Annotated in this window: 12 protein-coding genes and 1 riboswitch; of the genes, 3 read left to right on the plus strand and 9 right to left on the minus strand. The window is 57.0% G+C overall.

Annotation, left to right across the window (positions count from 1 at the left end; all coding sequences use genetic code 11):
- The first annotated feature begins 11 nt into the window (after positions 1–11).
- Positions 12–1,400, plus strand: coding sequence for an MATE family efflux transporter (locus ACR0DE_RS02685; protein WP_480751669.1), 1,389 nt, complete (start codon positions 12–14; stop codon positions 1,398–1,400).
- Here the strand turns inward: ACR0DE_RS02685 and ACR0DE_RS02690 are convergent.
- From ACR0DE_RS02690 to ACR0DE_RS02705, 4 genes are read right to left on the minus strand one after another with little or no spacing between them, the layout of a single operon-like run.
- Entirely contained in the window at positions 1,375–2,619 is a 1,245-nt protein-coding gene (locus ACR0DE_RS02690; RefSeq protein ID WP_480751671.1) for an NAD(P)/FAD-dependent oxidoreductase, read from the minus strand. The genes ACR0DE_RS02685 and ACR0DE_RS02690 overlap by 26 nt on opposite strands.
- A gap of 11 nt (positions 2,620–2,630) precedes the next feature.
- Positions 2,631–3,644, minus strand: coding sequence for an Ldh family oxidoreductase (locus tag ACR0DE_RS02695; protein WP_480751673.1), 1,014 nt, complete (start codon positions 3,642–3,644; stop codon positions 2,631–2,633).
- 60 nt (positions 3,645–3,704) lie between these two features.
- On the minus strand, positions 3,705–5,225 hold the full coding sequence (locus ACR0DE_RS02700) for a trimethylamine methyltransferase family protein (protein WP_480751675.1): 1,521 nt from the start codon (positions 5,223–5,225) through the stop codon (positions 3,705–3,707).
- A gap of 15 nt (positions 5,226–5,240) precedes the next feature.
- The gene (locus ACR0DE_RS02705) at positions 5,241–7,694 is read right to left on the minus strand and encodes a GcvT family protein (RefSeq protein WP_170422564.1); all 2,454 of its coding nucleotides are present in this window, start codon (positions 7,692–7,694) and stop codon (positions 5,241–5,243) included.
- A 255-nt stretch (positions 7,695–7,949) separates the two neighbouring features.
- Here ACR0DE_RS02705 and ACR0DE_RS02710 point away from each other — a divergent pair, with 255 nt between their 5' ends.
- Positions 7,950–8,843: a LysR substrate-binding domain-containing protein gene (locus ACR0DE_RS02710; RefSeq protein ID WP_480705989.1), complete on the plus strand. Its 894-nt coding sequence runs from the start codon at positions 7,950–7,952 to the stop codon at positions 8,841–8,843.
- A 54-nt stretch (positions 8,844–8,897) separates the two neighbouring features.
- On the opposite strand, the gene ACR0DE_RS02715 is transcribed toward ACR0DE_RS02710, so the two are convergent.
- The 5 genes from ACR0DE_RS02715 to ACR0DE_RS02735 form a co-directional block, all read right to left on the minus strand.
- Complete coding sequence (locus tag ACR0DE_RS02715; RefSeq protein ID WP_170509083.1) at positions 8,898–9,911, minus strand: iron ABC transporter permease; 1,014 nt, start codon at positions 9,909–9,911, stop codon at positions 8,898–8,900.
- A 1-nt stretch (position 9,912) separates the two neighbouring features.
- Positions 9,913–10,860, minus strand: a complete 948-nt coding sequence (locus tag ACR0DE_RS02720) for an ABC transporter substrate-binding protein (RefSeq protein ID WP_480751678.1) — start codon at positions 10,858–10,860, stop codon at positions 9,913–9,915.
- A gap of 18 nt (positions 10,861–10,878) precedes the next feature.
- Positions 10,879–11,664 (minus strand): ABC transporter ATP-binding protein, encoded by a 786-nt coding sequence (locus tag ACR0DE_RS02725; protein WP_480751681.1) that lies wholly within the window; start codon positions 11,662–11,664, stop codon positions 10,879–10,881.
- Entirely contained in the window at positions 11,661–12,017 is a 357-nt protein-coding gene (locus ACR0DE_RS02730; protein ID WP_480751683.1) for a DUF1636 family protein, read from the minus strand. The genes ACR0DE_RS02725 and ACR0DE_RS02730 overlap by 4 nt, the downstream gene beginning before the upstream one ends.
- 102 nt (positions 12,018–12,119) lie before the next feature.
- A riboswitch (cobalamin riboswitch) is annotated at positions 12,120–12,327 on the minus strand.
- Positions 12,311–12,466, minus strand: coding sequence for a hypothetical protein (locus tag ACR0DE_RS02735; protein WP_480751685.1), 156 nt, complete (start codon positions 12,464–12,466; stop codon positions 12,311–12,313). It overlaps the preceding riboswitch by 17 nt.
- Before the next feature lie 119 nt (positions 12,467–12,585).
- On the opposite strand from ACR0DE_RS02735, the gene ACR0DE_RS02740 reads away from it, so the two are divergent.
- Positions 12,586–13,653 (plus strand): catalase family protein, encoded by a 1,068-nt coding sequence (locus ACR0DE_RS02740; RefSeq protein WP_480751687.1) that lies wholly within the window; start codon positions 12,586–12,588, stop codon positions 13,651–13,653.
- Positions 13,654–13,661: the final 8 nt, after the last annotated feature.

Raw genomic sequence — 13,661 nt, forward strand, 5'->3', positions numbered from 1 at the left:
GGCCAGTTGATATGGCCATCCCAACTGAAATTGATCTGACGCGCGGGCCAATCTCGACCCATTTCCGAACCCTGGCGATCCCGGGCGCAATCGGGATGTTGTTCAACACTCTCTACAACGTTGTCGACATGTTCTTCGCCGGCCTTCTCTCGACCAGCGCGCAGGCTGGATTGGCACTAGGGTTTCAGGCCTTTTTCATTGCCATTTCGGTCGGGGTCGGGTTGGGTGCCGCGATGAGCGCGCTGGTCGGCAACGCATTAGGCGCTGGAGACACTCGAGCAGCGCGGCGGTTTGCGGCACAGGGAATGATCTATGGCTTCATTGCAGCCTGTGTTCTGGCGGCGGCTGGTCTCTGGTACGGCCCTGCGCTGATAACTCTGGTTTCGGAACCGGGACCTTATCGCGATGCAGGTTTACGTTATTTCCACTGGCTCCTATTGGCCTTGCCCGGATTTCTACTGGCCTTCGGTTGCAATGGCATTCTTCAGGCACATGGTGACGCGGTATCGATGCAACGCGCCCTCATGGTGGCGTTTTTTGCCAATATCGGTCTGAACCCCCTATTGATCTACGGCATTCCGGGCATGATCCCGGGCATCGGATTTGATGGCCTCGCTGTATCGACGGTGATCAGCCAGACCGGTGTGATGGTGTTTCTGATCCGTCAGGTCCTCAGACGCCGCAGGATGAGGCGCATGCGCCCCCGAAACTTCATTCCGCGCCTACAGAAGTTCAAGGAGATCTCGATTCAGGTACTTCCCACAGCGACATCTTTCTTCGTGATGCTGCTGTCAGGTTTCGTCATGCAGTTCGCCCTGAAAATCTTTGGAGAGCACGCAATCGCTGGCTTTGGCATTGCCATTCGGCTTGAGCAGATTTTGCTTTTGCCGGTGCTGGGGGTCACGGGGGCACTACTGCCCATCGCGTCCCAGAATTTCGGTGCCCGCGACTATGAAAGGGTACGCGAGGCACTGTTTTATTGCTGGAAAGTCGGGTTCATCATGACCGCCATCGCAGCCCCCATATTGTGGATTTTTGGCCGCCTTATGATGGGCTTTTTCACCGACGATCCCGAAGTGATCCGCGTCGGACTTAGCTATCTACGTGTCGATAGTCTGATCCTCCCGATCTACATGATGCTTTTTTCCATCAACTCGCTATTGCAAGCCTTGAAGCGACCGATCTGGACCGTGTGGATCAGCTTATATCGTCAAGGATTTGGCGTCGCCTTTTTTGTCTGGATTTTCGTCGGCCTGCTCGGCTTTAATGAAATTGGTGTCTGGTTCGGCACCGCAGGTGCCGTGGTGACTGGCTGGATGATCGCGTTGCTGATGACGTCCCATGTGGCTCAAAAAGAGCTGGGCGGGCTTTGGCTCAGGACGAGAACCGATCTGGGCTGAAGGCTTCTATATCGATGTCCGGTGATCTGCCAGCAATTACATCTGCGATTATCCGCGCCGTCGTCGCGCCTAGTGTCAGGCCAAGCTGTCCGTGACCCGTCGCAAAGGCGACGTTAGCCAGTCGCCTGCTGCGGCCAATGATCGGACGTGTGTCCGGTGTAAACGGGCGGCGACCCATCCGGCGTTCCGCACTATCGGTCTTCAAACCCGGTAATACGCGGCATGCACGCCTGACCAGCACATCGGCTCGGTTCCAATTCGGCTGCGCGTTCAGGTCGGCAAATTCTGCGGTACCAGCCACTGCCAGCGCCTGCTGATACGGTGTAATGCCAAACCCACCTTTGGCATAAAACACCGTATGGCGGAGCTCGACCCCGCTATCTTTCAACGCAGTCGAATATCCGATCACCCCTTCCATCCTCAATTGAACACCCAGCGTCTTGGCCAAGATTCTAGACGGCGTTCCCGCAGCGATGACGAAATCATCTGCGCTGATCGATCGCCCATCGCTCAGCTTCACGCTTTTCATATGTTGTCCGTCCTGCGTAAAACCGATTGCTCTTCCTGCGACGACTGCCCCGCCGCGGCTGCTAAAACTCTGCGTCAGCGTTTCAACCAATACCTTAGGATCCGTCACAAAACTCCAGTCTCTAAGCAAAGCTGCATGTTTGAAATCAGATGCTATTGCAGGATCGATTTCATGCGCTTCCTGACCTGTAACTTGATCAATCGTGCAGCCCAACTCACGCGCCAACTCAAAAGCTGGGCGCATGGTCGCAAGGTCATTGTCGTCGTCAAACAACTTGATTACCGGCCGTTCGACCAAAAGCTCAGGATGGCCTACATCTAAAAGCTGAGCCTTGAAATCCGCTGTTGCAGCAAACGTAAGTCTTGCCAGATCGGAGGCGATTGCGCGCATCTTCGAGCGACGCGCATTGGCCGTAAACCGTGCAAACCACGGCAGCAGCTTCGCTACTGAGGCCGGGCGCAGTGTCAACGGGGCCTCGGCATCCAGCAACCAGCCCGGCACTTTCATCAGCATCCCCGGCTGCGACAACGGCACGATCTCACCCACTGCGATACACCCGCAGGAAGCCCAACTCGCGCCCTCACCAACCGGACCCGGTTCTACGACGGTGACCTCGTGGCCCTGCGACTGCAGTGTCAGCGCACAGGATATTCCGACGATGCCGCCGCCAATTACAACCACCCGTGCCATTACTGGGACCCCTACAGAAGTTCGCGAAGTTGCTTCATCAAGTCCGCCGTGACGCGAACACCATCCGCTTCGGCGGCAGCACGGTTCTTCAAGCGGCCATCTCCGGGAACGCGGGCATCCCCGTTACCTTCAATCTCAGCGCAGATGCGTTGGACATAGCCTTCAAATGCGGCATTCCCGAAACGCGCCGGATCAATCGCGATCAACGTTGAGCCGCCCTTGATATTCAAGGCACCGTGCGCTTTGCGGTTGGCATTGTCCACGGACAATGTTCCACCGGCCAGTGCCGCGCCAAGAACTTCGATCAGGAAGGCGATCGCCGCGCCTTTGTGCTCGCCAAACGGCAACAGACTGCGGGTCTCCAAAATCGCGTTGGGATCGCTGGTTGGCTGACCGTTCGGGTCAAGCCCCGCAGGGCGCGGCAATTCGTGCCCTTCAGCCGCGGCCATCCGGATGTCCATCAGCGCAATCATTGACGAGGCCTGATCCCAAACAACCGGCGCACGACCCGGTCGCGGGCAAGCAAAGGACATCGGATTGGTGCCAAAAACAGGGCGGGTGCCGCCTTGCGGCACCACCATCGAGAGCGAGTTCACAACACCTAGCGCTACCAGCCCAGCGTCCGCCAGCGGACCTGTATCGAAACGTAGTGCCCCCAGATGGTGGCAATTGGCACAAGTAAACGCGGCAATACCATTCGCGCGCGCCATTTCAATAAGCTCGTTTCGAGCTTTGGCGGCCACGATCTGGTAATAGCCATTGTCACCATCTCCGCGCAGAACCCCCGGTGCGATCCGTTCGACACTCGGGTCGGCCTCGGGGTTGGCATATCCCGAAGAAAAGCTCTGCGCATAAACAGGTAACATCCTTAACCCATGGCTACGTGGGCCGTCGCGCTCGCTCATCCGCACAAGCCCGGCCAGAACCGTGCTGCCATGTTCATCCATGCCTGCAGCCACAAGGACAGATTTTGCCAATTCCTCTACTTCGTCGAGTGAGAGAGCGATCGTCGAGTTATCAGCCATGTGCCTAATCCTGTCGTTGGTTGAGGAAACGGGCACATAAGCGCCCGCTTGCAGATCTGTTTAGGCGCTGTATTCCACCCGCTTCTTAGCGACGAATTCATCCAACGCCCCGCGCTGATCGTCCGGCATTGGTGGCTGGACGTAGGTGTTCAGCATACGCTGCGCCTCTTCCGTGCCAACGGTTTCTGCGGTTTTCGCACCTTCTGCCTCCCACTGTTCAAAACTGTCATTGTTTTGCAAGTGGTTCATATGCATTGGGTTTTCGCGCGTGTGGTCAGTACCAAGGAAATGCCCACCCGGTCCGATTTTGTCAATGTCGCCCAGCAACGTGTCCAGATTTTCCTCTTGCAGGCCGCTGAAGAAACGGTGGAAGTTCTCCAACTGCAACGCGTCCTGCACCCATTTTGAGTAGCTGACCCCAAGCGCGCCTTCTAGGAAGCCTGCCGAGTGTACGATGTAGTTTGCACCGCCCAGAAGCACCGGCCACATGGTGTTTGCGGTGTCGAACGCAGCCTGCATATCCGGGGATTTCGATCCGGTCCACATGGTACAGGTCCGCCATGGCACACCATAAAACCGTGCCATCTGACCCACCAGAAGGTTCATCAGCCCGGGTTCCGGAGAGCCCATCATCGGTGCACCTGTCTTCATCGAAACGCCCATGATTGCCACCCCCAGCACCATCGGGGCTCCGCGCCGGATGATCTGGCTGTAGGCCATACCGGCCAGAGATTCTGCAATCAGCAGCGCGACACCACCCTGCGGGCTTGCAGGTGTGCTCGCCCCGGCAAGAACAAAGGGCGACAGCAGGCAGGGCTGGTTGGCGGCGGCATAGACGCGTAGGCTCTGCAACATGGTCTCATCCCAGACCAACGGTGTGTTGCAGTTCAGCAGGGCTGCCATCACCACATTGTTGTCAACAAACTCCTCACCAAACACGATGCGAGTCATCTCTACCGAGTCCAACGCTGCCTGTTCGGATAGAACTGAACCCTTGATAGGTTTGTCGGTCAGCGTCAGTGCGGCATGAACCAGCTCCAGGTGGCGTTGCGGGACGGGTACGTCCTGCGGCTCGACCGGCAAAATACCCGGCACCATCATCGACTGACTCATCTGACTGAGTTTGAAGAAGTTATGCGCATCCTCCAGCGTCGAAGGGCGGCGCACACCATCCAGACCATAGACAAATGGCGCGCCATACGCATTGGCAAAGACCGAATGCCGATTGCCCACCCGCAGCGAGCGTTCCGGGTTGCGCGCGGCATAGCCCCATTCCGAGGGAACGGCCGAGATCAGGTCCATAAGCATCTCGCGTCCGATGCGCACCCGCTCACCCTGAACATCCGCACCGTACTTCTTCCAATCCGCTAAGGCCACCGGATCGCGGAACTCAATCCCTGTGGTTTCAAGTATAGTCATGGCCGCGTTGTGGATTTTCTCAACGCCTTCAGGACCAAGCAGATCAATCGGGCCAACTTTGCGGTTCAGCGTCGACAAGTAGACTGGGAGCGGGTTGGTGCGAGCCTTGACCCGCGCGGCACGTCCACCGCCACGGCCCGAGCGTGCTTTGACTTCTGCCATCTCAAATCCTCCGGATCAGGCGCGCGCGCGGGCGCTGGTGGGATCAACGGCGCAGGTATCGATCACTTCGGCCTCGCGCATTTCATTGTGGATGAGCACCTGCATTTTGGTGCCGGGTGCCGTCATCTCGTGTGGAACCAGCGCCATCGCAATGTCGTGGTTGCAGTAATACGAGAACCCGCCCGAAGTGACGCGTCCGATCAGCTTGCCATCGGCATAGACGCCTTCGTCAAACATCACCGAGGTGTCGCAGAACGGCAGCTTCAGTGTGACCAGTGTGTTGTATCCACCCTGCTCCTGCTGCTGTTGCAACGCGGCTTTGCCGATGAAATCACGTTCGGCCACCTGCCCGCCGATCTTCTCGGTCATTGCAACGAAACGGCCCAAATCGGCCTCATATGGGGTCAGGTCCTTGCAGATTTCGCGGTTGATTGCGCGATAGGATTTCTCAAGCCGCATCGACTCCAACGCTTCAAGCCCGAAAGGTTTCACACCCGATTTCAGCAGCAAATCAACGAGGTGGCGATTGTACCCGACCGGGTGGTGCAGTTCCCATCCCAACTCACCGGTGTAGGAGACGCGCAACAAGTGCACACCTTTGGCATAGCCCACCTCGCCCATCTGTGCCGACAGCCATGGGAATGCTTCGTTCGACAAATCATTATCGGTCAATGGTTGCAGGATGTCCCGTGCCTTGGGTCCAGCCAGTGCGATCACGCCCAGCTGTTCTGAGATATCCTCGATCACCACCGAGCCATCACCTGGCAGCACGCGCTGTAACTGATCCCAATTGTAGGCTCGCCAGTTCGGCGTCGATATCAGGTAGAAATCGTCGTCGGCATAGCGCACGATTGTGTACTCCGCATCCATGCCGCCCTTATCGTTCAACATCAGCGACAAGGTCATGCGGCCCACCTTGGGCAGCTTGTTGGCCATCAGGCTATCTAGCCATTTGGCTGCACCCGGTCCACGCACTGTGAACTTGGTCATCGGCGACATTTCGATGAAGCCAGCCTCTTCACGGGTGGTGCGCACCTCTTCCTGAACACGCTCCATATGGTTGGTGCGGCGGAAACTGTGTTCGGGGATCGCCTCTTCGGGCGATTTGGCAAACCAGCGAGGAAATTCGTAGCCGTTAAAGCTGGTCCAAACCGCGCCCTGAGCAGTCAAAAGATCATATGACCCCATGGTCTTCATCGGGCGCGCATCCGGGAAGTCCTCACCCGGAACATGCGCATCCATATGGGTGCCCCATGTCTCGCGCACCTTATCCATGGTCCAACGTTTTGAGGCGTAGTCCGAGAATCGACGCGGGTCGAGCTCCGACATATCCATGCCCGGATCGCCATCGACGATCCATTTGGCCAAACGGTTACCAACGGTGCCGCCCCAGAGGATGCCACCTGGCATGCCTTCGGCCAGCCAAAGGTTCTCATGCCCCGGTGCGGGTCCGGCCAGAGGCAGCTCGTCCGGGGTCATCTGGAACGGGCCACGGGTGTTGGCCTTGATCCCAACCTCACCCAAGGTCGGCACACGTTCGATGGCGCGTTCCCATTGGGTTTCCACGGCATCAAAATCCTCGGGCAACAGATCGGCCCCGAACTCGGGCGGGACACGATCCTCGGCGAATAGTTTAAGGTCTTTGGTGAATTCATACGGCCCGAACTGGATCCCGCCCACATCTTCGCGCAGATAAGCGCCGTAGTCCTCATCCCGCAGGATTGGGAATTCGGGCAAGCCTTGCGCCCGGCGCTCTTTCAACAGCGGCACCGTCTCGGTCGTCCAATACTGGTGAACGATCGGGATACATGGCAGGTCCAGCCCCACGCGGCGCGCATTTTCGCGGGCGTAGTTTCCGGTGGCAAAGATCAGATGCTCGCAGGTGATCTCACCCTGATTGGTGGTCACTTTCCAGTGGCCATTGTCCAGCTTCTCATAAGCCTGCGCTTCGGTGTTCTGGTATACCTTGGCGCCGGCATCCCGCGCAAGCTTGGCCAATGCCATGGTAATGTCGGCGGGATTCACATAGCCGTCTTCCGTGTGCAGAATACCACCCCGAATATCTGGACTTTGGTTCAGCAAGGGATGAATCTCGGCAATCTCCTCCGGCGTCAGCAGTTGGCAGGGCACGCCCGCAGCTTCGGCAATCGAGATATAGGACTGGAACTCATCCCAGCGCTTTTCGGTATTGGCGACCCGCAGCTGTCCTACCTTACGCAGTCCGACCGAACTGCCCATCTTCTCTTCCACCTCGGTGTAGATGCGGATGGTTTCCATCGTCATCTTCGACACGTTGTGCGACCGCACAAAGGTCACTAGCAAACCAGCCGCATGCCACGTCGAACCCGAGGTCAGTGTGGTGCGCTCCAGCATAACGGCATCAGAGCATCCATGTTCGGTCAGCCCATATAGAATTGACGCCCCGACGCATCCGCCACCGACAACCACGACTTTTGCATGTGACTGCATACTGCAACTCCTTCAAATTGTGCACGACCAACCGGGGATCGAATTGCATGAGGAAAGATCGATATGATGTCCAAGGGGCTTGAGGACCCTTGGCACATCCCTTGATCATGTCTCAAACGGTTGTGGCGAATTTTCACATTGAACTGCTGGCGGGCAATTGCAAAAAGATTCACTCTGCATAAGATGAACTAAGCCAAATCGCTGCTGATTGCGTTCTTATTATCGGGTTTTCAACTTGTCACAGGTCAAAACATCTTGCCCAACCGCCCATATGATCTTCCGCCCCTAAGCTCTCTGATCAGCTTTGAAACCGCAGCGCGGCATGTGAGTTTCAAAACTGCTGCTGAAGAGCTGAATGTTACGCCCGCAGCGATCAGCCATCAGGTCAAAGCGCTTGAGAACGAGCTGCAATGCGCGCTGTTTCTGCGCCATCATCGCGGCGTCGAACTTACCGAAAGCGGAGCCTATTTGCTGGTCGCCCTTCAACGTGGCCTTGAAGGGATCAGCGAGGCCCTTGGGCAGTTGCGCCGACAGTATGACCACAAAGGCGTGACGATCCGTTCCTCTACGGCGGTCAGCTCGCTTTGGCTTACACCACGGCTTGCCCAGTTTTGGAAAACGCATGGCCATGTTTCTGTGACACAAGTTGTGACCGATCTCGGGGTCGATACCTCAAAATGTGATCTAAGCATTCACTACGGTGATACACGCCGCGATTCAGGGATTATCAAGACCTTGTTTCACGACAACATCATGGCCTTATGCAGCCCTCGGTTTGCGAAACAGAACCCAATCGAGCATGTCGGCGAGATCGCCAAAGTGCCGCTCATCCATCTTGATGCACCAGATACCGGTTGGACCGATTGGCGGGCCTGGACCCGTAAACTGGGCTATGAAGGCCCGCTGAATTCCGCGCATCGGGTCAACAATTACACGATTGCGCTTCAGGCCGCTCAGGACGATATGGGCGCAGTGCTGGGATGGGAGGGACTGACCTCGGAGCTGACCGCATCCGGAAAACTGGTCAGACTGTTGCCGCAAACCATCTCATCGCAACTGGATTTCTACGTGAAACTACACAACACCTCATCCGACCGAGCCAAGCTTGTGTTCAAGTGGCTCGGCCAAGCGGTTGACGGAAAGGTTTAAACTCGGCTCAGACCTGATCAGGACGAAATATCTTGGGAGCGAAGATCGAGGGCCTTACCGTTGATTTCTCGCTGTCCTGAATAAAAGCAAGAACACAAACACCGATCCGATTGAAGTTGTGACGATCCCCACCGGCAATTCCTGCGGAGCCAGCAGAAGCCTGCTGAGAATGTCAGAGCCGGTCAACAAGGCAGCACCAACCATAGCGGCGGTAGGTAGAAGGTTTTTGTGCAGGGGACCTGCGATCCCGCGTGCAATATGCGGCACCATCAGACCGACAAAACCAATCACTCCGGCTACGGAAACAAACACGGCCGTTGCCAAAGCTGCGGTGAAAAACATGCTGAACCGCAGACCCCGAACCGGCACACCCAGAGTAGCGGCAGTCAAATCCCCGGTCAGCAGCGCATCCAACCAGCGGCTGCGATAAAGCGAATAGCTCAGGATCAGCAGCAGACCGATGCACACCAGCGGGAACGTCTCCCAACGGGCCAGGCCCAGCCCCCCCAGCATCCAGAAGATGACAGAATGGGCGGCGCGGCTATCACCGGCGAAGATCAGATAGTTGGTGATGGCCGAAAACAAAAACGACACAGCCAGACCCGCAAGGATCAGCTTCTCCGGTGCGCTGGTGCGAAGCCCATGAACCAGCGCCAGCACGATGCCCGACGCCACAAGACCGCCGCAAAAGGCAGCCAGAGGCAGAGTCCAGAAACCCAGAATATCTCCGGTCACGGTAATTACAAACACCGCCCCCGCTGCCGCGCCCGAGGACAGGCCGAACAGAAATGGATCGGCAAGGTCATTACGTGTGGTCGTTTGCAGCACCACGCCAACGATGCCCAGCCCGGCACCGATCACGGCTGCAAACAACGCGCGGGGCAATCGCAGGTCGAATACGATCCTATGCAGCGGCGACATCTCTCCGTCCTGCAACCCGGTACCGCGCAATATCGCGGTGAAGGTGTCGGACAAAGGAATCGAGGTTGTGCCGTAGATCGTGGAAATCAGCAAAAGGGCGGTCAGAACGACCGCCCCCAGCAACAACGTCAGGCCCAATCGGCCCATATCAGCTCTGACCCGGATGCATCGCGCGCGCCATCTTCGAGATCGCTTCGATATTTGCCGGTCCCGGCGTTAGCTCTTCGTAGCGCAATCCGATCCAGCGTTCGTTCTTGACGGCATCAGTCTGCGACATGACGGGATGTTCCTGCAGGAACTTGAAGGTGTCCTCGGCGCCATTGCCGGTCTGATAATCCAACAAAACCAGGAATTCCGGGTTCGATGCGGCAACGGCCTCCCACGAGGTGCGGCCCCAGCTCGTGTCCATGTCATGAGTGACGTTTTCACCACCGGCGGCTGTGATCATCGCATCGGGAATCGCGAATTTACCGGCGGTAAACGGAGCATCTGCAGGACCATCCAGAAGAAAGACGCGGGGCTTGGGCAGTTCAGCAGTCTTGGCTTCGATCGCTGCCAGCTGCTCTTTCCAGCCCGAGACCAGAGCCTCGGCCTTGTCTTCGACTTGCATCACCTTGCCCAAGCGCAACACATCGCCAAACAGAAGATCCATGCTGGCTTCGGGGCGATCGTTGTCCAGATGGACACAGCTTTCGGTTAGAACCAAGGTCTTGATTCCGAACGGTTCCAATGTATCTGGGGTCACATCACCACCCGGCTTCATGCCATAGTACCAACCGGCAAAGAACAGGTCGGGTTCAACCGCCACCAAGTTTTCAACGGTCGGATATTTCGGCGCAAGCTCGGGGATGTCGCCGCGCAGAGCATCAAAATCAGGGCTGGTCTTGTACCAGCCGGTGATGCCGGTCAGGCCGACGATCTTGTCCTGCAGACCCAATGCAAACGCCATATCGGTCATGTTCATGTCATGCACAACCAGGCGCTCGGGCGCGGTATCAAAAACCAGCGGTTCGCCGCAGTTGTCTACGGTGACTTCTTGCGCAGCAGCACCGCTTGCCATGGCGGTGGCCAACGCCACGGGCCAGATGTATTTCATCTCAGTGTGTTCCTTCGACTAAGTTGAGACTGTGGTTCTTCGAATATCAAGCGCCGGAATCACGCGGCCTTCGTGGAGAAAGCAGAGGAAATCAACGCCAAAAGTTTCGCGGACTCTTTCGGGTGTCAGCACCTTGTCCACCGACCCAAACTCGATCATGCGGGTCGATTTCATCAGCGCCACGTGTGTGGCGAATTCGGGGATCATGACCAGATCGTGTACGATCATGACCACGGTGATCCCAAGCTCAGCGACCAAAGACAGCATCCGCCCTTTTGCATCAGGATCCAGATGGTTGGTCGGTTCGTCCAGAAACAGCAACGAAGGGTTCTGCGCCAAAGCACGCGCGATATGGGCACGCTGACGTTCGCCTCCGGACAGTTGGGCCATGCGCTTGTCCGCGAGATTGGCGAGACTGGTCAGGTCTAAAATCCGGTCCAGCTCTTGCGCGTGGCCTTCGGCAGAGCGGTCCGCACGGATGGGTATTTGCCCCAGCGCAACATAATCGCGTAACGCCAAGCGTCCATCGGGCAGTTCCTGCTGACCTACCACTGCAATCATGCGCGCACGCTCTTTGGCCGTGAGCTGTTTCAGACTGCGTCCTTTGATCCGAACATCGCCAAGTGCCAGCGGCTCAGCGCCGCACAACAGATTGAGAAGCGTCGTTTTCCCCGCCCCGTTCGGGCCGGCGATGGCTAGAATGGAACCCTCGTCCAACTCGAACGAGACGCCCTGCAACAGGACATCTCCGTTAAGGGCATAATACTCAAGGTTTTCGGCAATCAGAAAGGGTGGCAACGTCATTGCGATGCCCCCTGTTCGATCCGCGGCATGCGCGAGAGGGTTTTATTGAACAACGCCTGCGGGCGATCAGTGGCATTTGTCCAGCCATCCGGGCTTTCACGATACTGCGCTGCAAACTCAGTCAGCGCCTGCACCTCATCCGCGGTCTGAATGCCACCAAAAAGGTATTGCGCCTTTCCTACGGCCTGGAACCCAACCGTTCTGGGACTATCGCAGCCTGCCATGCAAGACGACGCGCGGATCGCAAAACTGCGATGTAATTTCCCGGTCAACGCATCGCAAATTTCATCAAGGGGCAGCCCTTCAGTGCAGCTTTCGCAGACTAGAATGAAATGATCAGGCGTATCTGGCATGGTCCACTCCACTTGTTTCCAAGCGCATGCGGAAGCTGCCGACAATGTAAACACGCGATTGACGCGCCATCAAAGCCTCCTTCCAGGACGCCCCGCCCCGGGTTGGTTAAACATCTGATGGCAGGTCTCCTGACTTGCGGGTCCGCGCTCGGCCAACCTTCCCGACCCTGTGGACCAGTGGCTGTTTGGCCTTGCTCACCGCTTACAGTTGCGGGGGCAGTTACGGAATTGGCACCTTTTGGCAAACCTCACCGTATTCCCTTTTCATCCCGCGGCAACACCACCGGGAACCATCAATCGATTGAGTGCCCGAGAACACCGGACACGTCAATGATAAAGTCGAAGGCGCTCAACTCTGGTCGAGGATCGAGCGCCGCCAACCACGTGTCCGAAGCACCAGCCGAATAGCTTGGGCTGCGCGCCGAATTTGTCTGGCCACGGCTGTCCATAGTTGGTGTGTTTGGAAATTAGACAATCTGAGGTAAGCTGAACAAATTTAGAGGTTTAGCTTTGTCAGCGCCTTACCCCTGTTTGATCATTGCCTGGGTTTATCCAAGGAGACGGTTCTTTGACGCATGTTTCGCAAAACGCATTGCCGCCGGATATTGTTGATGATGTCATTGACCACAATCTCGAGGCCGTTGCACGGTGGAAAGGCCATCGCTTAAGGGCTCAGCATGGGCGCAGTCACGGGTGCGTGGCTGCAACATTCACCGTCAGAAACGATCTACCAGAACAGTTCCGTCACGGCCTGTTTGAACAGCCCGCTGCCTATTCAGCCGCACTTCGCTTTTCCAACGGCGCGCATCTGGATGACCGGAAATCGGATGCCCACGGGATGGCGATCAAGCTTTTTGACGTGCCAAGCCCCAAGCTGATCGACGCCGAGGCACTTGCGCATCTGGGGACCACACAACTCAGCGACGAGTTCGATTTCGTATTGGTCGATCAGGATGTGTTTCCCAGCTACTTCCCCGATGAATATGAGCGATTGGGCAGGCTTGTCGCCACATTACAAGCGGTCCAGCACGCGATCAAAGGGCGACGAAAATGGAGCCTTAGGTTGATCACCAAAGGGCTGCGCGCAGGATTTCGCACCTTCCTCACTCGTGAAGGCAAGCGTCAGTTTCGCGTCGCGAGTGATTTTGCCTCGAACTATATGCACTCGCCTTTTGAGGTCCATTTCTGGTCGACAACACCGTATCGGCTGGGCCCCGATCTAACAGTCCGATACCTGGCCCGCAGCGCTAAACCAAAAATTCCGGCACATCCGGTAGACGATCCAGATGGGATCGGGCAGTGTTTGCGGCAAGACGTGGCCGATGGAGATAATCACTTCGAGCTGTGTGTGATTGAGCCCCCGCGCCCGGCCGACGAATTCGATGTGCTAGACAATCGCATCCGGTGGGCATGCGATCCGCAACCAGATGCACCTCTTGATCCGTACCATCATACCGTCACGCCCGTGGCGGATATCACGATTCCCAAAGGTGCAGAATTTGATCCGCAGAATGGCGACGCGATGAGCTTCTCGCCCTGGCGTGTCACGGCAGATCACGAACCTTTAGGACCGATTAATGCGATCCGGCTCAGAACCTATCTGAGCTTGGCCCGCGCCCGGTTCCCGAATCGATGACCAAACGG

The sequence above is a fragment of the Ruegeria sp. C10 genome, assembly GCF_056537805.1.